This is a genomic window from Hyunsoonleella ulvae (assembly GCF_016827605.1).
Taxonomy (GTDB): Bacteria; Bacteroidota; Bacteroidia; order Flavobacteriales; family Flavobacteriaceae; genus Jejuia; species Jejuia ulvae.
Genome location: NZ_JAEPJQ010000001.1, coordinates 322729 through 345459 on the forward strand (window position 1 = coordinate 322729; position 22731 = coordinate 345459).

Consider the following 22731-nt stretch of genomic DNA (forward strand, 5'->3'; position numbering starts at 1 on the left):
ACATTATGAATTTATTATAGCTTTTGCTGCAATATAAGCTCCAGTCCATGCATTTTGAAAATTAAAACCTCCTGTTACTGCATCAATATTTAGTACTTCGCCTGCAAAATAAAGTCCTTTAACATGCTTACTTTCAAAGGTTTTAAAATTGACTTCTTTAAGATTTACACCTCCAGCGGTAACAAACTCTTCTTTAAAAGTACTTTTGCCATCCACATTAAAAACAGCTTGGGTTAATTGACTCGCCAAGTTTTCTAAGTGTGTTTTATTTAAATCTGCCCAACGGGTCTCTTCCATAATTTTTGAAGCTAAGACTAATTTATGCCATAATCGCTTTGGGATATCAAATTGCGTAGATTTAAAAACTGTTTTTTTAGCTAAATCTTGTTTTAATTCTTTTAAGACATCTAGACACCCATCAAAAGATTGTTTAATAAAATTTACTTCTATTTGAAATTTGTAATCTCGTTTTGCTAATTCCAACGCTCCAAAAGCCGACAATTTTAAAACGGATGGCGCACTCATTCCCCAATGTGTTATTAAAAGCGGCCCTTCACTCCATAAATCTGTTCCCAAAACCTTTATTTCTACATCTTTGGCTACCACTCCTGGAATACCAATAATGCGATCATCCTTTATATTGAAAGTAAATAAAGAGGGGACAGGCTGAATAATGGTATGCCCTAAATGTTCAAGCATATTCCAAACTTTAACATTACTTCCCGTTGCTACAAGGATTTTTTCTGCTAAAAACAAATCTTGCGTTGTTTCTATTTTAAAATGATTGTTTGCTTTAGTAATGGCTCTAACCGATTGGTTATACTTAACCTCAACACCAAATTTTTTAGCTTCATCCAAAAAACAATCGATAATGGTTTGTGATGAGTTGGATACAGGAAACATTCTACCATCTTCTTCAATTTTTAATGGTACACCTCTTTTTTCAAACCATGCAATCGTATCTCCCGTCATAAATTGATGAAAGGGACCTAGTAGTTCTTTTTCTCCTCTAGGATAGTTTAAGGTTAAGTCTTTGGGAATAAATTCAGCATGTGTTACGTTACAGCGCCCCCCTCCTGAAACCTTTACCTTGGTTAAGCCTTCTTTTCCCCGTTCTAGAATGGTTACTTTTAGGTTTGGATGTAATTCTGCAATGTTTATTGCCGCAAAAAAGCCTGCTGCCCCACCTCCTACAATAATTACATCGCTTTTCATTATATCCTATCTGGGTAGTCTGAAATAATACCGTCTACACCGTAAGATTGAATTCTAGCCAGTGGTTTTAAATTGTTTACCGTAAAGGCTAATACCTTATAGTTTTCTCTAAGTGTTTCTACAATTTCGGCAGTTAGCATCGTATAATCCACGTGTATTGAAACCGCATTAACGGTTTTTGCATAAGCTACTGCAGCATCTATATTATTATCAGTAAGCACACCTAAAGGAATCTCTTTATTGATGTTATATACCGTTTCTAAAAGCTCGTATTGGAAACTTGACACTATAAAGTTTTTGTATTCCCAGCCTTTTTTATCTACATAAAACGTAATGATTCTTGCCGCCTCTTTGGCAGTATCGCGACCTTTTAGCTCCACATTCAACAAACATTTATTATCGACAAAAGCTAAAACTTGGGATAGCGTTGGAATTTCAAAATTTCCTTTGGTTTTCAGCCGCTTCAATTCTCGATATTTGAATTTAGAAATTTCGCCTGAGCCGTCAGTCATTCTGTCCAAAGTAAAGTCATGAAATACCACCAACTCTCCAGACGCACATCTATGCACATCAATTTCAATACCATCAACACCCAAAGCTAATGCTTTCTTTATAGATGGTAAGGTATTTTCTGCCACATGCCCTTTTGCTCCTCTATGTCCAATTTTTAACACAGGTAAATCCATTTATGCGTTTTTACGAACTAATAAAATCTGCGTAAATTTAACCCTATAAATTTTGATTACCTAAAATGAATAAACTTCTCATTATATTTTTTTTGATTTTTTTAGGATGCCATACTGGCAAACTCAAGGTTATTGCTGATTTACCCAAAAATTTAAAAGAAGCATCTGCCATTGAAAAGGTAACGCATTCTGATATATTATGGACCATTGAAGACTCTGGAAATAAGAACAATATTTACGGGGTTAATTTAAAAGGAACAATTGTAAGAGATATCGACATAAAAAATGCCAGTAACATAGATTGGGAAGATTTAACATCTGATAAAGACGGTAATTTATATATTGGCGACTTTGGCAATAATAGTAAAAATAGGGACGATTTTACTATTTACAAAGTATCCAATTTAAATAAAGATAAAACCAAGGCCGGTCGCATTAATTTCATGCTACCAAAACATGTTAAACCTAAAGATTTTGAAGCGTTTTTTATCTGGAAAGATTACTTCTACATCTTCAGCAAAGAGCATAAAACCAGTATGCTCTTTAAGGTCCCCAATAAAATTGGACTACATACCGCCACACTTGTTAAAAGTTTTAATCTAGACGGAAAAAACCATAGAATAACTTCTGCCGACATTAGTAATGATGGTAAAACCATTGTATTACTGAATCATGATAAACTATGGAAAATAACCAATTTTAATGATGATTATTTTTTTGAAGGTCGCATAGAGGAACTAAAATTCGATCATAATTCCCAAAAAGAAGGTATTTGTTTTAAAGACCCCAATACTGTTTATATCACTGATGAAAAAACCAAAGGGGAGGGCGGTAATCTTTACGAATTTAAAATTAACTAAACGGTTATGCCTGAATGTGTTTGTATAACATTTAGGACATCTTTCTTTTGAAGTACGCCAGACTGTCTCCATTTAGGTTCGCCATCCACAAATAATAGCATTGTAGGTACACTTCTTACCTGATATTTCATGGCTAATGGGTTGTTTTTATCAATATCTATTTTTACGATTTTAACCGCATCGCCAACTTCATCTTTTACATCTTTAAGAATAGGCATTAAAGCTTGACATGGGCCACACCAAGTTGCAAAAAAATCTACTAATACTACTTTTTCTGAATTGATGATATCGTTAAAACTACTTTTCATTTTTATTCATTTTTTATGTCTTTTTAGACGTAAAAATCATGATAACATTACAGTATAAAAATGAGACCCTGAAACAAGTTCAGGGTGGCACTTTGTGTCAAAACCCAAAACCTAACTTAAAAGCCAAGAGCAAACCATCATCGCTATTAAAAACTGAAAGGTTTAAGGTCATCATATCTGCAGCATTGGCAAAAACACCACCTCCAAAAGAGTTATTCCATGTATTTGAATCTTCGCCATCCAACCATACTCTACCATAGTCTACACCTCCATAAAAACCGATATTTAAAGGCAGTAATCCTGTTTTTACTTTTCTAAGGTTTACACGTACATCTGTAGTTTGCACAAAAGCAGAGTTACCAATAAAACGCTCATCCCTATACCCTCTTAAACCATTATTTCTACCTAAACTCGCTGCTTGATAAAACTCAAAATCGTTACCTAAATTTACATGCCCCCTTAGTTTTGTAGCTAAAACTAGTTGTCCGCTGGGCACCAACTTATAATCAAAACCTAATTCTGGAATAATATACCCAAAGCCTTTTGAGGTACTCACATTATTTCTATATCCTGCTTGAATTGCGAATAACATCCCCAGTGTTGGAAACGCCGCATTATCCGTATTAGCATATTCATATTTGGCATCAGCCCCATAAAAATCTTGTTGATCAAAAACAGAATTGTTTATTTCATTTGGCTCTGCAATAAATCTCCCTGCTGTCCTATCCACCTCGTTAGATTCATAGGATACCCCAACCTTTAAACTTGCACCTAACCTACCTCTCCATATTAATGCTGGGGCCACTTTAAAGGTTCGTAGTTTTACCCGATTATAATCTAAATCGAACATATCATCATCTTCAGCATTTGGATTTACTGTTGCATTACCAAAGCCAAAAAAGTTGATGGCATAATTTGGACTAGTAAATTTAGTATCCACAGCAAGATTCCAATGACCAACTACATTTGCAAATTCTGCATGATATCCTAAATCAAATCCATTTGTTGCAAAATAATACGCTGCCGAAATGGTATGTTGCGCGCTAAACGGATTACGCTCAAAACCATAATTGGTTAAGGTGTTTACAAATCCTATATTTAGACCATCGTCTGGATTGGCTCCTATAGAAGGCACAAATTGATTTGAACTATTTTTTAGCTTCTTATAATCGTATACATTGGTTTCGTAATCATCTGTTAACTTTATTGCACCTTCTTGTGTTAGAAAGGTATTCTTTTTCGATTTATGGTCGTATATCTTTAATCGTCTTCCATTTTTAATGTTGTACACATCATTATTTTGCCCTCCGATAATACGAACTTTAATGAGATTATCGCCCGATCCAAACACTTCAAATTGATCGTCATCATCTAAACCATAAATCCAAATTTCTTTGGTTTCTGTAGCATTATAAGTGCGCTCATGAAATTTATCTGCTTTTTTACCTTTTTTTATTCTGTAGGCAACAACCTTGGTTTCTCCGTAAGGCAAACGTTCTATATCAAACCAATCATCTTTATGGGTTCCTTTAATCACACCGTATTTATTCATGTGTTGATAATAGGCATCAGATATTTTTTGAAGATTTGCTTTTCTACCAAGTAACTTCTGTTTTATGTCTTGAATAGTATTTTGATCTACTTCTGATGGAAAGCTTTTAAAAGCACTATCAATAACATCTTCTGTTAAATTCTCTACGATACGTTTTACTTGGGCATCCCAAACTGACTTTCCTGATTGATTGATTAAAGCCATATCTAAGGGATAAGGCTCCAAATTAAACCACTTAGGGCTTTTTAACTCTTTATCATAACTCTGCATTAAGCGAAGCGTAGGCACTATTTTTGTTGCCAAGTTAAGTAGTGCCCCATCTGCCATTATAGAAAATGCCTGATCGCGGTCTCTAGGCACTGGCCTATATACTTTTTTACCATCTATTTTAAACTCTGCCCAACGCCATTGGTCTTCGTGCCTATCCCAGTCCCCAATTAACATATCAAATAGTCTTGCTCTGATGTAGGCTTCTTCATCTAAAACAAAATCTTCGTCTTTATTTAATTTTTTGAGTACATCATCTGTACTAATTAATTTGTTAGAAAATCCGAAACTCGCCTTATCGCCATGTCCTGAATCGGTACGCTCTTCAATCATATACAATTCGTTACCGAACTCACTAGCAAAATGCCCAAGTGCGTTTTGTTTTGGCACATAATACAGTACTGGATTGGTATGGTAAATCCCAACAGCATCAGACAATGTTCCTATGGTAAATGGCGCATAGGGATGGGATCCCGTAAATACATCTAGTAACAAACCCTCGGTATAGGTATCGTTAAATTGCCCTTCGATGTACTGATCTTTAAACGCCACCGCTTGAAGGTATTGCACTGCATTTTTTCTGAGTGCCCGCATCACATACTGCCTTCCCTTTTTATCTTCTAATCGTAAGGATTTAGATTGATGTCCCCCTCCTTTCCTAATCACTTTTAAACCTCCTAATAAGGTATCTAAATCTACTGTTGGCGCTTTTACTTTGGTGCTAAAATCTTTACGATAACGATCGCCCCAAAAGAATTGATACAAACCGCCCTTAGTAGTTTCTTCCTCTGTGTAAACTGATGCTGTTTTATCTACTGGATAAGATTTTGGGTACGTGTTAAATACTTTTCTATCATTTGGCTTAAGTACTTGTGTTTGAAATACCACCTTATCATTTACATAAAAACGGACATGGGACGATCCATCTTTAAACACATCTAAACGTGCATATCCCATAGCTCCGTAAGAGAACTGTCCGCCACCAACATTACGGGTCGCCATTTTTTTAGAGCCTGAACCACTTACTATTTGAGGCAGGTTATCCTCAATAATATATTGCAAATTATGGTCATGTCCAGATACAAAAATGGTTTTATCGTTTTCTTGAGCTAATGTAATCATGCGTTTTCTTAGCTCGTTATATTTGCTGTTCTGATTATCTACAGTAACAACACCTCCTGTTTTTCTAATCAAATTTTTTAATGTTCCTAAAATAGGAAGCGGGGACATGTGGCTCTTGAAAGAATACTGCCCTCCATGAGATCCGTTGGTAAACATAGGGTGGTGTACCGCGATAATGGTAGTTTTACCGCGTGCTTTTTTAATTTCCCCCTCTAACTCATCAAAAAACTTGGTTCGTGTTTTTATAGCGCAATCATCGTTTATCGTGGGGTGTTTATCCCAATTCGTTACATACCACTCAGAATCCACAATAATGAGCACAATATCTTCTCCTATTTTCACGCGTTCTATTGGGCAGCCATTTTCGGGTAAAAACGTATGCTTCCCCAACGCATCTTCTATATATTTCTCTTGCCGTTTCAATCCTTTTAAACCATCACTATACCAATCATGATTCCCAGGAATAAAAACCGTTTCTCCTTTAAAATCCTCTACCGCACTAATTTGAGCGTTTAATTGATTTTCTGCTGAAACCCTACCTTCCTGACCCTTTTTGGGTAAGCCTTTCGGATAAATATTATCGCCTAAAAATATTACTGTACTTTGTTTTGGAGCTCTCGATAGTTCAGCTTTAAAGCTAGCTACAGCTTGTGATGATTCTGCCTCTGCAGAAACACCAGCATCGCCAATTAAGTAAAACGAGTGTGCAATGGCTTTATCAGGAAAACTGGGTTGCTTAGCTGCTTTATTGTACTGAGGGCTGTAGGTTGCACAAGCATGCAGCATCATTATGAGGGCTACTGAAAATAGTAATTTTTGAAATTTCATGGATTAGTGGATTACTCCTTAAAGATAATAATAAGGATTGAATTTAGTTCCAAGTTAACTGACTACGCTCTTCCCAATAGGTGTTAGACGAAATACTTAAAGTTTGTAATACATAAAGCTCTTTTTCAGTAAGACTAAAATTTAAAACTTTCATATTCTGCTCAAGTTGCTGCACATTAGAGGCTCCACTAAGTACATAGGTTGGCTGTAAAGTATCCACTATAAAACGCAATGCAATAGCATCTACACCTACATTATACTTTTCTGATAATTTTGTTAGAACCTGATATGCTTTCGTGTACCTATTAAATTTTATACTTGGAAAAACCCTGCCATTGGCCAAACCTTCTTTAATTATTGCATCTTTTCCTTGCAATAATACTTCTTTTAGGATTTGTAAGGTATCTTGTTCAAACACATTATATGTTACTTGAAAACTATCAAATATGGCTTTGTTTTCAATTTGAATTTTTAATGCTGAAGTAATAACTTCCTTTTGATGTACACCGCTTGTTGTAATACCAATCTTTAATCCTGTTTCTTGTTTGATTTTATGTAGTTGATGTAATACTGGCTCATTCTCAAGAATACCACTATCTATAGTCGCAGAATGTACTTGGTAATATTTTAAATTTGGCAGTAGATGCTTTGATACTTGCCATTGTTCTAGCAGTTTCTCTAAAGAGTGTTCTTTTATTTCATGTTTTCCATTATAACCCAACTCCCAATTAGCCACGTAGGTATAACCCCATTTTGTACCTAAAAATATATCTTTAAACTGCTTAGCATCATTCCAATCCTGTAGAAAAGCTTCCCCTTTGCCATAAGATGGTGCTGTATCAAAATAACGTACACCAAGTTTATAAGCTTCGTCTAAAACAGAAAAGGTATTTTGTTTAAAAGCGTTTTCAGACTTATCAATTGATGCATTATCTCTAATATTTATGTATTCTGGCCGCCCAAGAGCTGCAAGTCCCAAACCTATTTTTGTTTTGCTTTTATGCATTATTGTATAACTTCAGTTTCAATAATAGTTTCAGATAGCAAGGTACGATGCACAGGACATTTTGAGGCTATTTCTTTAAGTTTTTCTTTTTGCACATTGTCTAAATTTCCAATAAACTTCAATCGTTTTTGTAAATGGTCTATACGCTTAGGCGTTTCTTCATCTAACATTAAATCATCACTGTGCTTTTTAGAATAGGTAATATAAGCATACACTTCTTGTAAATCCCACTTTTTACGCTCTGCATACATTTTTAATGTCATTACGGTACAAGACGCCAAAGCCGCACTTAAAAAATCGTAAGGCGAAGGTCCAAAATCGTCGCCACCAATGCTCTCTGGCTCATCTGCTATAAAATGATGTTTTTTAGTTTGAATGGATGTGGTAAAATTATCTTCAACTATATTCAAATGTGCTACTAGTTGCTCTCCTTGTGTGCTAAGTATCTTATTGTCTTGAGGCTCAAAATAACGGTCTACCCATGTACCAATAACATTGCCCACATAATTACTATCCCTTGAATTTGACAACAGGTGGTCTGCATCATCTAAACTCACAAAACTTTTTGGATGGTGCGCATTATAATATAACTCTTGTGCATTGTTAATACCAACAATACTATCAAAAGGCGCGTGCATAATGAGTAATGGTTTTCTTAAGTTTTTAGTAATTTTTGGAAGATCTATAGTATCAAAATCTTCTACAAAGTGGTTGTCAATTTTAAAGGGTCTTCCTCCAATATTAATTTCAACTTCACCTTTTTGTTTTATCGCTTCGATACCATGAGAAAATAAATGTTTTACATGAGATACGGTAGAGGGCGCGCCAACCGTAGCTACAGCCTTAATATTATCTAATTTTGAAGCCGCAACAATCACAGCTGCACCGCCCAAAGAGTGCCCTACCAATAAACCTGGTGCTTTATAATGCTTAGCAATGTAATCGTTAACAGCAATTAAATCATCTACATTGGCAGAAAAATAGCTATCTGCAAATTTACCCTCGCTCCTACCCAAACCAGTAAAGTCAAACCTTACCACGCCAAAACCATGGGCAGTTAAAGACCTGCTTATATTTTTTACTGCGGATAAGTTACTATTGCAAGTAAAACAGTGGGCAAAAATGGCAAAATAATGTGGCTTTTGGTCTGCCGGTAATTCCAAATAAGCCTGTAAATTATGACCCTTGGTGTTGGTTATGGTTAGTCTCTCGCGATTCATCTTTTAAGTGCTTTAATTTATTGTGATCAGTATGCTTAGAAAACTTCATCAGTAGTATTTGTAGCTTTGGATTGATAAAACTTTCACAGAATGGCTTTTCTGGGTTGCTGTAATAGTAATTTTGAATTTGTACTCGCGAAGCTTTAAATCTATTGAAAGGCAAAACTTGAGTAACGAGAGTATTTTGAAATTGAAACTGTAACAATTCTAATTGGGATTTTGCCTCATGCTTTTGTGTTTCAGAAAAAGTATAAACGGCGGAACGATATTTAGACCTCATAGAGTGGTTTGATGTACTTTTGTGGGTATGCAAATGAATTTCAATAAGTACTCCCAATGAAATTTTAGCAGCATCAAAATACACAACAACAGCCTCTGAAAATTCACTATTACCATCTGTAGATGCCACAAAACCCTGCTCTACTTTTAAGACTCCAAGCAATGATTGGAATACAGCTTCGGTACACCAATGGCAACTACCGCCAAATGCTATTTTTGTTAATGTTTTCAGTTTAAAACATGTTTAATGAACTCGCATTATCGTTTACCCAAAACTATTCCTAAATTAAACTTCATTCACAAAAGGCACTTCAAACCTTAAAAAATGACAGGTATACCCATTAGGGTTTTTAACTAAATAGTCCTGATGATAGTCTTCTGCTTTCCAGAACGTACTCCACGGCTCTAATGTAGTTACTACTTTATTTTCCCATCTACCTGAGGCATCTACTATAACAATCATTTCTTCTGCAATTTGTTTTTCCTCATCATTTTGATAAAAAATGGCCGAACGGTAGCTAGACCCTCTATCATTACCCTGTCTATCTACTGTTGTTGGATTATGCATCCTGAAAAAATAATCAAGTAGCACTTTAAAAGAAGTTTTATTGGGATCGTAGGTAATCTCGATGCCCTCGGCATGCCCTGGATGATTTTTGTATGTGGGGTTGTCGTTTTCCCCGCCTTGATAACCTACCTCTGTATCTATAACCCCCGTTTGTTTTCTAAAAAGGTCTTCCATTCCCCAAAAACAGCCGCCTGCTAAATATGCTTTTTTATATGTTGTCATTCTAATATATATTATATCTCTTTTATATTCTCTATTGCAAATTTACATGTTGTAAAAAATGAATCACTTTTTGTTCTGGCATTTCACATGGTTTTAAAAATTCATCGTGAGATGTAATGTAATAATTCAAACTTATAACATCTACACCTTTAAGTGACTTTGCAAATACCTTAAATGATTTGTTATTATTAAACACTGATTTGGTAATCCCATATTTTACTCCTTTGTATACCCCTTCTGAGTAGCCTTCTGGTAATGCATCAATATATTTAAGTACACTCATTAAGAACTACACGATAACATAGAACATCCTACTTTATGTCTCGCCCATTCTGGTCGTTTAGCAAACCATTTCTCATATTCTGGTTGTTCATCATAAGGTTTTTTTAGCATCTGAAATAATTCATCTATTAACTCATAATTACCTTTATCTGCGTCATCAATAGCCAATTGCGCCATGTAATTGCGTAAAACATATTTAGGATTTACGTAGTTCATTTTTTTCTTTCTTTCTACGTGAACTTCAGATTCGTGTTGCAATCTAACCTCATATTGCAAAAACCACATTTTCCACTTCTCTTTAACATCATTTGGCATGTTTTCAAAATCATAAAATGCATCTTTTAGTACTTGAAAACTTGTTTCTTCATCTTTAAAATCACTCAACTTCCTGAAGAAAATGGTCATATCAGTTTCTACTAATTGTAAATTTTCCTCTAAATCTTTAATTAAATATTTATCATTATCAACATCTTGACAAAGCCCAAGTTTAGCCTTCATCATCTCAAAAGATTTACGTTCAAAATCTGTTTTATACTGGTTTAAAATAGCTTCCAAAGGTTCTGCTTCTTCAATTAACGGATAAATCGCATTGGCTAATTGTAACAGATTCCATAGCCCAATATTGGGTTGGTTGCCATAGCGATAGCGTTTATGTTGTCTGTCAGTGGTATTTGGCGTCCATCCAAAATCGAAACCTTCGAGCCAACCATAAGGCCCATAATCTATGGTTAATCCTAGAATAGACATGTTATCGGTATTCATCACGCCGTGCACAAAACCCACACGTTGCCAATGTATAATCATATTTAAAGTACGATTACTAACCTCTTTAAAAAATGCGATGTAGGTGTCTTTTGAAGGTGTTCCTAAATGGGAAAAGTGATGCTTTATCGTATAATCCACTAATACTTTTAAGTTTTTATCATCATGTCTAGCAGCAAAAATTTGATAGTTCCCAAAACGCAAAAACGATTCTGCTGTTCTGCAAACTATCGCCCCCTTTTCATAAGCAGAGTTTCCATCATACATCACATCTCGTAATACCTGATCGCCAGATAATGCTAAAGACAGTGCTCGGGTTGTTGGTACTCCTAAATGAAACATGGCCTCGCTACACAAATACTCCCGAATTGAGGATCGCAACACTGCTAAACCATCAGCATTTCTGGAATATGGCGTTTCTCCCGCACCTTTTAGCTGTAATGCCCAATTTTTATTTTGATGCTCAACTTCACATAAATTTATGGCGCGTCCGTCCCCCAATTGTCCAGCCCAATTCCCAAACTGATGCCCGCCATAGCACATGGCATAGGGCTTTGTATCTGGCAACACTTGATTACCCGTAAACACATTTAAAAAATCTTGACTATGGGCATCTCCTTTTAACAGTCCTAAGTTTTCAAGCATTTCTGGGGAGGCATGTAACAACCTAGGGCTTGCTGTTTGTTTTGGTGTTACGTACGAAAAACAAGCTTCAGATACTTGTCGTCTAGAATTTTCAAGAACGGGATCAGCAGGTAATTCTTTATTGAACTTATCTTTTATATTTAACTTCATGATTTTACTCCTTGGCCTCTAACTGTAGGGATTCCGAATTGATACAATAACGTAAACCACTTGGTTCAGACCCGTCTGGAAATACATGCCCCAAATGCGCATCACAAGTATTACACATAACCTCAACACGTACCATTCCAAAAGAGGTATCGCGTTCGTATTTAATAGCATTTTCTTTTATGGGTTGCGTAAAACTAGGCCACCCAGTGCCAGATTCAAACTTTATGGTAGAATCAAACAACGGGGCATTACAACATATACAATTGTATTTTCCAGCCTCATGAATACTACACAAAGCACCACTATGTGGACGTTCTGTACCTTTTAATCTAGTAATTCTAAATTGCTCTGGAGATAATAGCGTTTGCCATTCTGTTTCCGTCTTTTCTACACGTTTGTCTGGAGTTGGATTTCCGTTTACAGAAAAACCGATGACTTCTTTCCAAGTTAGCATATTTCTTTTCCTTTCTTCTTTAAATTCGTAAGTACTTTCGAGTTAAATTTTAGTCGAAAACAACTTTAAAATATTACTTTTTTAAACTTTTAAAAAGTACTTGAAAGCATCAGATAAATTTACGACAAATTGATATGTTTTCATACTTAATTTTATGTTACTAAAGTTTAGTATTTTTACTCATAATCATTTACTATTATCTCTATGTTGATTACCGAAGTTGAAAAATTTACACTTGATCTCCTAAATGAAAAATTAGACACTTCATTTACGTATCATAATATCCCGCACACACAACGTGTGGTAGAGAGCGCAACAGAATTAGCCAATATGTCTGGTATTAGTGAAGCTGATAAAAATTTACTTTTAATCGCTGCGTGGTTACACGACACAGGATATACAAAAGCCATAGAGAATCATGAAGAAGAAAGTGTTAAGATCGCAAAGACATTTTTAGCACAACAGAATTGCCCAGAAGCTGACATCAATAAAATATGCGACTTAATTCTTGTCACCAAAATGGAAGCTATTCCTGATAATCAATTGGAAAAAATAATCAGGGATGCAGATGCTTCGCATATAGGGAGTAAAAACTATTTAGAAATTTCTGAATTGCTTCGAAAAGAATGGGAAATACAGTGTAACAAAACCTATTCTGAAATTGAATGGTTAGAGGAAAACATCAATTTTCTCTCTACGAAACACCGGTTTTATACCACAGAGGCTTCGGGCGTTTGGGATAAACGCAAAGGCAAAAATCTTTCGGAATTAATAAAAATGAAGAAGAAGATTGATGCTGCCTCTAAAAAATTAAAACAGAAGAAAGAAGAATTAAACTTTAAGAAAAGCAAAATAGAATTACCCGACAGAGGTATTGAAACCATGTTTAGGGTAGCATTAAGAAACCATATAACGTTAAGTGATATTGCTGATACCAAGGCTAATATTTTACTATCGGTAAATGCCATTATAATCTCAGTAGCACTATCCAATTTGTTACCAAAACTGGACAACCCTTCCAACAGCTATTTAATATATCCAACATTAATTTTCTTAGCCTTTACTGTTGCTTCGATTGTTTTGTCTGTATTAGCTACTAGACCCAATGTTACCAAAGGCCAGTTTACAAAAGAAGATGTAGCTAATAAAAAGGTAAACCTTTTATTCTTTGGTAACTTTCATCAAATGAAACTCAATGATTTTGAATGGGCCATGGGGGAAATGATGAAAGACAAAGATTATTTATATGGCTCATTAACCAAAGACCTATACTTTTTAGGACTTGTTTTAAACAGAAAATACAACTTACTAAGAACTACCTATACTGTTTTTATGATAGGTATAGTTATTAGTGTTATTGCTTTTGGAATTGCTTTTGCAACTAGTGGGGTAGTTTAAAATCACGTAAGCATTATTTATGTTTCTTCTCAGGTTTTTTATCCACAATCCACACAGTATCAGTCTCGTGTAAAATACTATTTAGAATCACTTTAAATAATTTGGATATATCCTTAACGGAGTATATTTTTGCGGCTCAATTTATTATTTAAATTTAGTCTAAATAAAAACAAATGAAACTAAAACTAGCTTATTTTACCTTTTTTGCCCTGAATATGATGTGCTTTTCCCAATCTGGAACTATAACAGGTACTATCTCTGATAATAATGAAACACCAATATTGGGAGTAAATGTTATTATTAAAAACACGCAAAAGGGAACGCAGACCGATGAAAATGGTTCATTTCAAATCTCAAATATTAAAAATGGAGATTATATTTTATCTATTTCATATATGGGTTTTAAAACCAAGGAAATTGCCTTTTCTATTAAAGACAACACGGTAGATTTAGGTAAAGTAGTCCTTTTTGAAGGAAATGAATTGTTACAAGAAGTGGTTATTGATACTAAACGTAAAAACAAGTTTTCTAGAAAGAAAAGTGCATATGTCTCAAAAATGCCCTTAAAAAACATTGAAAATTCTCAAGTGTATAGTACGGTAACCAACCAACTATTAGTTTCTCAATCTGTTTACAGTTTCGAAGATGCTTTAAAAAACGCAGTTGGTGTTGATAAACTTTGGCCTTCCACAGGACGAAGTGGCGATGGTGCCGGTTATTATTCAATTCGTGGATTTTCCGTTCAACCTCAACTCGTAAATGGTGTTGCAGGAATTACAAATGGATTTATAAATCCTTCTAATGTAGAACGTGTAGAAGTCATCAAAGGGCCTTCTGCCACATTATTTGGTAGTACAATTACATCTTATGGAGGTTTAATTAATATTGTTACTAAAAAGCCGTATAGCGGCACTGGTGGTAGTATTTCTGTTTCTGCTGGTTCATTTAATTTTAGAAAACTAAATGTAGATGTCGACGTTAGTCCTAACGACAAGTTTTCTTTAAGAATGAATGCTGGTTATCAAAAAGAAAATAGTTTTCAAGATGCTGGATTTAGAAAATCTGTATTTATGGCTCCTTCTGCTTCTTATAAAGTAAATAATAAACTAACATTAAACTTTGCTTATGAAGCGTCTTCAAACGAACAAACCAACCAAACATTTCTATTTTTTAACAGAACTGTTCCTTTAGTTTTTAATACTGTTGAAGCATTAAATTATAATAGAGATTTATCATTGACAAATAATGATGTTGTTATCACTAACCCAACACAAAACTACCGTGGAGAAATTGCTTATAAAATTTCAGACAACTGGTCTTCTCAAACCATAATTGCAGGAGGATTAGCAAAATCTAAAGGGTTTTACACCTATTTATGGAATGCTGCAGATTGGACAGATGTTAGCAACCCGCAACCAACACCAAATTTCCAATTATTTGTTCAAGATACAGATGCTAGAACCAAAACGGTAAACTTACAACAGAATTTTACTGGAAACTTTAAAATTGGAAACTTAGAAAACAAACTCTTAGTAGGTGTAGATTACTTAGATTCTCAAATTATTGATAAAAGTTCTAATTGGGGATATTTACACACTGTAAATGCTCAAGGCGATCTTGTTTTTGGAGAACCTCCAGTAAACGCTAATAATTTAAGAACCGTAATTTCTGGCTTAGGAAATGTTGATACTGATGTTAATCAAAATGTATTTGGTGCTTACATTTCTAATGTTATTAATATTCTACCTAATTTATCTGCAATGGCAAGTGTACGCTATGACAGATTTGAATATAAAGGAGATGCTAATAATCCTGATGATGATTTTCAAGCTTATGAAGAATCTACTTTTTCGCCAAAATTTGGCATTGTATTTCAGCCTATTTTAAATGAACTATCTATTTTCGGGAATTACCAAAATAGTTTTTCTTATGTAAATCCTGAATTAGTTCCTATTGACATTAATGACCCAACGTTAGGAACTGAAATACAGTCTTTTGATTTAGAACAAGCCAATCAATTTGAATTTGGTTTAAAAACGAATCTATTCAATGATAAATTAGTTGCAACTGTTAACTATTACAATATAAAAGTTGACGATAAAGTTATGGGATTTGGCGCTGGAAAACAGCAAGATGGCACCGTACAAAGTAATGGAGTTGAACTAGAAATAAGTGCAAACCCTATTGATGGTTTAAACCTAACTGGTGGTTTTAGTTATAATGATAGTGAAGTAACCGCTTCAAGATCAAGACCAGATTTAGTAGGTGTACGTCCAGCAGAATCTGGATCAGACATCCTTTACAATTTTTGGAGTGACTACAAAATACAAGAAGGTTTTGCTAAAAACTTAGGTTTTGGTTTAGGGTTTAACGGTGCAAGCGATTATAACACTATGAGCGACTATACAAATTCTGGTGGCTTTACATTACCTGTTTATACTATTTTTAATGCTTCTATTTATTATGAAACCGACGCTTACAGATTGAGTGTTAAAGCGAATAATATTACTGATGAAGTGTATTACTCTGGTTGGAGCACATTAACCCCTCAACTACCAAGATTTATATTAGCAACTCTAGATTACAAATTTTAAAAAAGTATTTATAATTTCAATTTAGTTTGAGTTTAGTTTTTTTCACTGAAAAGAATCTCCATTCGTGGAGGTTCTTTTTAATCATTTAAAAATATGAGTTTTAAAAAAAAGATACTTACACTTCATAAAATTTTAGGTCTAGCCACTGGTATTGTGGTTTTTATAGTATCCATTACTGGTTGTTGTTGGGCTTTTAAAGATGAAATAGAAAGTTTGTATAATGATTATAAAACAGTTACACCTCAAAACACACCAATCTTAACTCCTACAAAAGCTAAAACTATAGCAGAAAATATATTCCCAAATAATTCGGTTCATGGTACTGTATTTGGGAAACCTAATGAGGCTATTGAAGTTATTTTTTACGATGCAGAACCTGAGTTTTATCAAAGTGTATTTCTCAATCCATATTCAGGTAAAATCATCCAAGTAGACAACCACCTATCAGGATTTTTTGCTTTTATATTAAAAGGACACCTGCGTTTATGGTTACCTAAAGCCATTGGCGAGCAAGTTGTAGGTATTTCAGTATTATTATTTATCATAATTATCATTTCAGGTTTCATATTATGGCTACCTAAAAAGCGTAAAAACTTAAAACAACGTTTAAAATTCGAATGGAAATCTACTACGCGATGGAAACGTAAAAACTTCGACTTACACACTATTATTGGGTTTTACATCTGCTCTTTAGCGCTTATACTTGCTTTTACTGGCTCTATAATGTCTTACACTTGGTTTTATTACATAACGTACAAGTCTTTTGGTGGAGACATGGCTCCTCAATTTATTATCCCAGAAAACGCAAGCAGTTCTCATCTATCACAAGAGAACGATGTACTTCCTATTGACCACCTCATCTTAAAACTTCAAAAAGAAGATCCTCATGCTGAAAGTTTTGAGCTGCATTATCCGGAATCTGATTCTTCAAGTATCTATGTAGAAGTTTCAAATAGTAAAGACCTATACTATGATTCTGATTATCGCTTTTTTGATCAAAATACGTTAGAAGAATTAGAAACCACCAGCATTTATGGAAAATACAAAAACGCTAAACTTCCAGAAAAAATAATTAGAATGAACTATGACATACATATTGGAGCTATTGGGGGCATTGCTGGAAAAATAATCGCATTTTTGGTAAGTTTACTAACAGCTAGTTTACCTGTAACGGGAACCTTATTATGGTATGGTAGACATTATAAAAAGAAAAAAGCTTAGTAAAAACACTAAGCTTTTAATTCTTTCATTAAATCATCATAGGTGTAAAATGCTTTATCATTTTCATCTTTATGATATAATACACTTACCCTGATAGCTTTTAATCCTGTCACAGCTTGCAAGTCTTGCAATTCTACAATTTCAACATCAGTGTCTAAATAGTGTTTGGATTGTAAAAACTTAATATAACTTAAATATTCAAGCTCATCTTGTTTTTGGGAGTATACAATGGTAATTTTTCCTTTTTGGGTAATACGTTCTGTAGTTCCTTTTATGTATGCCTTATCAACCCGCTTTTTTACAATTTCGTAACGCGCATTATAAGTACCATCCACATCAAATTGCTTTTCATCCATTCTAAAACTGATAGACAATGGTTGATTGAACACTAATATCATCGAGGCCACATCTAATGCCACAGGAAACTCAGACTGCATTTGGTAATAGGCATTTTCCATTTCGCACATTACCTGCAATTGCCATAAACGCAAGTTGTACAGATATATTTTGTTAAAACTATCCTCTTTTGTAATGGATTCTCCAACATACATATTATGTTCTACACCATCCGTTTTAAAACGCTCAAAATAGTGCGGATACATTTGCTGCGCCCCCATCTGTTTTTTATCTAATAATGAAGCCATTTCAATATTAATTTTAGCGATGGTTTCATCATAGTGTTTTCTATGCCTATAAAGCACATTTACTTTATCATCTATATCTTCATAATAAGCTTCTACAGCTTCACTTAAAAGATGATTATTTTTTAAATGATCTAAAAGCGGCTCAACATCTTGTTTAAAAAATGCTGAAATCTGTTGTTCGCTATCCACTTGAAAATTATCATCTAATCCTCTCTGAAACTCATTTATCTGATAAATAAACTGCTCGTATATTGGTAACTTCTCTAGCTCTAAGGATTTCTCCAAAATATCCTTTGCTGCTTTAAGTTGGAGTGTTAAATCTTGTTTTGTTGCACTATTTCTTGCCTCGGATGAGCCTTTTATGTCTATTTGTCCATATAGTGGATACACATTATCGAACGCTATTTTTTTGAATGAGGCTTCCCCGCCTTCAAACTCAGCTTTAATATAGTTTTTTGCTTCTTTAGCAAAACGCCAGTGTACACTGGGATGAATAGATGTACATTCTTTTTGGATAATGGCCTCAATTAAATTTTCTTCTTCCTTTTTAGAACGCTCTACTGCCGAAACTATAAACGGCATTATATCTATAAGCTTGTTTGCATTAATACTGTTTAATGCATGAGGTGTATTAGACACTATTTCCATCACGCCCATTAAGCCTTCATCATTGGCTATAGGCGCAAATATCGCACTCTTAAACCCTTGTTTATGAAGCACTTCTATATGAGGCGCACAATTATCTTTTACTTTATTATATATCCCTTCAACATCAGAAACAGAAAAATATTTATTCTCTTTAATCAACCGATTATAAGACCACTTACATAATGAATCATTACATTCCAAACGCTCTTTATCTCCAAGTAAATAACTATTAATTCCTACACCGTAAACGCGTTCAAACACATTTTCCTCATCGTTATATATAGAAAACCCTACTTGCAAATCGTTGATGCCTAATAAAGACCTAAAGACATCATGAAATTCATGCATAAAGTTTTCGTCTCTCCGCTTATCCTCTCCAATTAAATTTGATTTGATATTGGATATAGATTGGTCTTCTGTAACATCAAAAATATTAGAGATCACAAAACCTTTAAAAATATAACTATCTGGCGGAAACTTTTCTTTCCACAAATCTAAATTTTCAAAATTATCTAGAAGTTGTTTATAGTCTTCTTCGGTAATTTTTTTAGCCTTTTCAGTAGGTACTATTTCACAGAAGTCTGCATTATATAATATTTTGTAAAACCTTAAAATACCATTAGCATCTGGAATCTCGTAATAAAACGGACGCTTAAAATTTAAACTATACCCATAACAAAAGTTAAGAATAACGGTACATGCAATAATGTATCTATGATCATCTGGCATGTTTTTGATGTTTAATTCAAAGCCTTCTCCTGCAGTTTTAATAATATTTTTAAACCGTTCTGAAGAATTAAAAATTAAATCATGAAAAGGTACCGAAGCCGTTTTTATTTCATTTTTTGTTAAAACTGGCGCAAAAGAATCTTGAAGTATCACACCTATTTCCTGTTCCCTATCTTGCAATATTTGCATATTGCTGAATCCTTCACGAAGCTCTGGATAAGGTGCAGCTGTTTTTAACACACGCTTCGCCTTAGCAGAAAGAAACTCATCTTTACTTTCAGCCAGCTCTTCATAATGCTCCAGTAGCTTGTTAAAGCTAACATTTAGCAGCATTGGCGATTCGATATTATCGTTAATATCCATAATCCTATGTAGTTCGGTAAGTAACAAATTTACGAATTATTGTGTTAGTCGTTATATGCAAGACTTACTAACACAAGAAATGTTACAAGAATTTGTGTTAAATTTTTATAGAATTGAAACTAAAAAAAGCTCCTTGATAATTTCAAGAAGCTTTTTTATTTGTGCGGGCGGAGAGACTCGAACTCTCACACCTCGCGGCACTAGATCCTAAGTCTAGCGTATATTGCACCAAAGAAACACAAATACACTCATTTTCAATGATTTAAGTGTTTGTCAATTTTCTTTAAAGTCATATAATATCATATGATATCGATATTTGTTGTACCTATGTTGTACCCAAACGCAGATAATAATTTGTATCTTTACATAAGTACTTAATCAAATGATATCCTGATTTGACTTTCGCAAAACAGGTCAACGATGTCAGCAAGTGCAAAAATAGTTCTACGTAAAAAGCCCAACACCAAAGGGCTTTATCCACTTGCAATTCGAATAACTAAAAATCGACGCTCTACGTATAAGCTTTTAGGTCATTATATAGATTTAGAGGATTGGGATTCAAAAAATAATGAAATAAAAAAATCCCATCCAAATTCTGAAGGTTTAAATAACCTCATAACATCAAAATTATCTGAAGCTAGGAAAGGTCTTATTACTCTACAAACCAACAATAAAGATGCATCTGCAAATCAAATTAAAAAAGAGATTTACAAACCCACTTCAAACCTAACATTTTTTGATTTTGTTGATGAACACCTTGAAGCTCTAGAAGTCGAAGGCAAAATGAATCGTCTTTCTACTGACTCAGCTTGGGTTAGTTATATAGAAAAATATTGTAAAGTAAGACATCTAACTTTTCAAGAAATCGATGAACGGTTTCTCAAAAAATTTAAAATATATTTAAAAGGCAACTGTTCTCTTACCGAAACTACCGCAATGAATGTCATGGTTTTTATTCGTCTGTTATTCAATAGAGCGATTAAGGATAAGGTTGTAAGTAAAGAGCTTTATTGTTTTGGGCCAGGAAAATTCAAAATAAAATTTCCAGAAACTGTCAAAGTTGGACTCTCAGAGAAAGAGTTAAAAGTCATCGAGAGCTTAGATAACCTATCTGATGTAGAACGTCATTCATTGAATGTATGGCTTTTTAGTTTTTACTTTGCTGGAATGAGGGTTTCAGATGTTCTGAAAACAAGATGGTCTCAAATTTATGATGGTAGATTACATTACAGAATGGGTAAAAATTCCAAATTGCTTTCTCTCAAAATACCATTAAAAATCGATATAATTTTAGAGGAATATGTTTGCAATAAGAATTATGATGATGACTTTATATTTCCAGAATTAAAAAAAGCTAATCTTGACGATGCTAAAGACTTATACAATAAAATTAAAACTGCTAATAAAAAATTCAACAAGAACTTAAAGTCTATTGCTCTGAAAGCTGGAATAAATAAGAAAGTAACAATGCACATTGCTCGCCACTCATTCGGAAATATTGCTAGAGACACCATCCACCCATTGATGCTTCAAAAGCTGTATCGTCATAGTGATTTAAAAACTACAATTAATTATCAAGCTAACTTCATTCATACAGAAGCTGATGATGCTTTGGAAAGTGTAATCAACTTTTAAGTTACTTTAAAAGCTCTTCGGAATAATAAAAATTTGCCGGTAAACCACCTGTATGCCAAAAGAGCACATTAGAGTTTTTCTCAATTTTGTTATTTTGAAGATGGTCTATCATTCCGTAAAACGCTCTACCAGAATAAACAGGGTCTAACAATATACCTTCACTTTGAGCCAATTGCTTTATGGCCATCTTTTCGTTTTCAGTAATTACTCCATAACCAGGTTTATCATAATCTCTAATAAGTGTTGCATCTTTAATTGAGTACGTTTTTTGAATACTCAATTCTTTTTGACCTTGATGCAGTATCTCTAAAACAGCATCGTCTAGTGTTTTATCTCCTAAACCAATTTTATCTATACTAATTGGCATTAGTTTTATATCAAGATCGTATAAATCTATACCAAGTTTAAGCCCAGCTTGTGTTCCGCCAGAACTTGATGCAAAGAAAATGTAATCGATTTTCAAGTTATTTTCTAAAAGTTGTTCCTTCAATTCTTTAACAGCATCTACAAAGCCGTAAGCTCCAAGTAAATTAGATCCACCATAAGGAATTTCGTAAACATTTCTTTTCTGTACTTCTAAATCTTGCTTTAATTTAATTATATCTTCCCCTTTTCTATTATCTCCAGTAAAATGAATTTTAGCTCCTAATAAATGAGAAAGTAATAAATTACCATTGTAATTTTTAGGCTTCTTACCACCTAACAGTAGATGGCATTCTAGTCCTGCTTTAGCACAAGCTGCTGCTGTTTGTCGGCAATGATTAGATTGTTGGGCTCCAGCAGTAATAATCGTATCACATCCTTTACTTAAAGCTTCATAAATAAAAAACTGAAGCTTTCTTACTTTGTTTCCGCCAGATGCTAAACCTGAGTTATCATCTCTTTTGATATACAAATTATAGTTTGGATAGACTTTGGATAAGTTATCCATTCTCTCCAAAGCCGTAGGGAAAAAACCTAGTTTATACTTGTTATTCAGCATTTTACGCTTTATAATTTTTGATTCACACTAAGATAAGTTATATTTAGTACTCTCGGAATTTTAAGTTAAAATATTGTTGTGCATGTGGTTA

Annotated in this window: 18 protein-coding genes; 5 read left to right on the forward strand and 13 right to left on the reverse strand. The window is 34.0% G+C overall.

The features are described from left to right. Positions 1 to 3 precede the first annotated feature (3 nt). Positions 4 to 1215 (reverse strand): BaiN/RdsA family NAD(P)/FAD-dependent oxidoreductase, encoded by a 1212-nt coding sequence (locus JS605_RS01485; protein ID WP_239000227.1) that lies wholly within the window; start codon positions 1213 to 1215, stop codon positions 4 to 6. Next, positions 1215 to 1901, reverse strand: a complete 687-nt coding sequence (locus tag JS605_RS01490) for a glycerophosphodiester phosphodiesterase (protein WP_203255928.1) — start codon at positions 1899 to 1901, stop codon at positions 1215 to 1217. Before JS605_RS01490 ends, JS605_RS01485 begins: the two co-directional genes overlap by 1 nt. Before the next feature lie 65 nt (positions 1902 to 1966). On the opposite strand from JS605_RS01490, the gene JS605_RS01495 reads away from it, so the two are divergent. Further along, complete coding sequence (locus JS605_RS01495; protein WP_203255929.1) at positions 1967 to 2761, forward strand: hypothetical protein; 795 nt, start codon at positions 1967 to 1969, stop codon at positions 2759 to 2761. On the opposite strand, the gene trxA is transcribed toward JS605_RS01495, so the two are convergent. The 9 genes from trxA to msrB form a co-directional block, all read right to left on the reverse strand. Next, positions 2758 to 3069: a thioredoxin gene (gene trxA / locus JS605_RS01500; protein WP_203255930.1), complete on the reverse strand. Its 312-nt coding sequence runs from the start codon at positions 3067 to 3069 to the stop codon at positions 2758 to 2760. The two genes, JS605_RS01495 and trxA, sit on opposite strands and share 4 nt — an antisense overlap. Positions 3070 to 3166: 97 nt before the next feature. After that, positions 3167 to 6838: a metallophosphoesterase gene (locus JS605_RS01505; RefSeq protein WP_203255931.1), complete on the reverse strand. Its 3672-nt coding sequence runs from the start codon at positions 6836 to 6838 to the stop codon at positions 3167 to 3169. A 43-nt stretch (positions 6839 to 6881) separates the two neighbouring features. After that, positions 6882 to 7844 (reverse strand): aldo/keto reductase, encoded by a 963-nt coding sequence (locus tag JS605_RS01510; protein WP_203255932.1) that lies wholly within the window; start codon positions 7842 to 7844, stop codon positions 6882 to 6884. Next, on the reverse strand, positions 7844 to 9064 hold the full coding sequence (locus tag JS605_RS01515; RefSeq protein WP_203255933.1) for a bifunctional alpha/beta hydrolase/OsmC family protein: 1221 nt from the start codon (positions 9062 to 9064) through the stop codon (positions 7844 to 7846). The genes JS605_RS01510 and JS605_RS01515 overlap by 1 nt, the downstream gene beginning before the upstream one ends. Next, on the reverse strand, positions 9021 to 9575 hold the full coding sequence (locus JS605_RS01520; RefSeq protein ID WP_203256719.1) for a peptide-methionine (S)-S-oxide reductase: 555 nt from the start codon (positions 9573 to 9575) through the stop codon (positions 9021 to 9023). The genes JS605_RS01515 and JS605_RS01520 overlap by 44 nt, the downstream gene beginning before the upstream one ends. Positions 9576 to 9629: 54 nt before the next feature. Further along, positions 9630 to 10133, reverse strand: coding sequence for a peptide-methionine (S)-S-oxide reductase MsrA (msrA, locus tag JS605_RS01525; RefSeq protein ID WP_203255934.1), 504 nt, complete (start codon positions 10131 to 10133; stop codon positions 9630 to 9632). Between the two features lie 31 nt (positions 10134 to 10164). After that, a complete protein-coding gene (locus JS605_RS01530) occupies positions 10165 to 10416 on the reverse strand; it encodes a peptide methionine sulfoxide reductase (protein WP_203255935.1) in 252 nt (83 codons plus the stop codon). Continuing rightward, complete coding sequence (locus JS605_RS01535; RefSeq protein ID WP_203255936.1) at positions 10416 to 11972, reverse strand: protein adenylyltransferase SelO; 1557 nt, start codon at positions 11970 to 11972, stop codon at positions 10416 to 10418. Before JS605_RS01535 ends, JS605_RS01530 begins: the two co-directional genes overlap by 1 nt. Before the next feature lie 4 nt (positions 11973 to 11976). Further along, positions 11977 to 12426 (reverse strand): peptide-methionine (R)-S-oxide reductase MsrB, encoded by a 450-nt coding sequence (msrB, locus tag JS605_RS01540; RefSeq protein WP_203255937.1) that lies wholly within the window; start codon positions 12424 to 12426, stop codon positions 11977 to 11979. Positions 12427 to 12630: 204 nt separating this feature from the next. Here msrB and JS605_RS01545 point away from each other — a divergent pair, with 204 nt between their 5' ends. The 3 genes from JS605_RS01545 to JS605_RS01555 all read left to right on the forward strand — a co-directional run bounded on the left by JS605_RS01545 (position 12631) and on the right by JS605_RS01555 (position 17639). Beyond that, complete coding sequence (locus tag JS605_RS01545; RefSeq protein ID WP_239000228.1) at positions 12631 to 13824, forward strand: Pycsar system effector family protein; 1194 nt, start codon at positions 12631 to 12633, stop codon at positions 13822 to 13824. Positions 13825 to 13997: 173 nt separating this feature from the next. Then, the gene (locus JS605_RS01550; protein ID WP_203255938.1) at positions 13998 to 16418 is read left to right on the forward strand and encodes a TonB-dependent receptor; all 2421 of its coding nucleotides are present in this window, start codon (positions 13998 to 14000) and stop codon (positions 16416 to 16418) included. A 93-nt stretch (positions 16419 to 16511) separates the two neighbouring features. Next, complete coding sequence (locus tag JS605_RS01555; RefSeq protein ID WP_203255939.1) at positions 16512 to 17639, forward strand: PepSY-associated TM helix domain-containing protein; 1128 nt, start codon at positions 16512 to 16514, stop codon at positions 17637 to 17639. A gap of 8 nt (positions 17640 to 17647) precedes the next feature. Here JS605_RS01555 and JS605_RS01560 read toward each other — a convergent pair whose 3' ends face one another. Beyond that, positions 17648 to 20023, reverse strand: coding sequence for a GAF domain-containing protein (locus JS605_RS01560; protein ID WP_203255940.1), 2376 nt, complete (start codon positions 20021 to 20023; stop codon positions 17648 to 17650). 420 nt (positions 20024 to 20443) lie between these two features. Here JS605_RS01560 and JS605_RS01565 point away from each other — a divergent pair, with 420 nt between their 5' ends. Further along, positions 20444 to 21658 (forward strand): site-specific integrase, encoded by a 1215-nt coding sequence (locus JS605_RS01565; RefSeq protein ID WP_203255941.1) that lies wholly within the window; start codon positions 20444 to 20446, stop codon positions 21656 to 21658. 1 nt (position 21659) lies between these two features. Here JS605_RS01565 and JS605_RS01570 read toward each other — a convergent pair whose 3' ends face one another. Continuing rightward, positions 21660 to 22640: a D-cysteine desulfhydrase family protein gene (locus tag JS605_RS01570; protein WP_203255942.1), complete on the reverse strand. Its 981-nt coding sequence runs from the start codon at positions 22638 to 22640 to the stop codon at positions 21660 to 21662. Positions 22641 to 22731 lie beyond the last annotated feature (91 nt).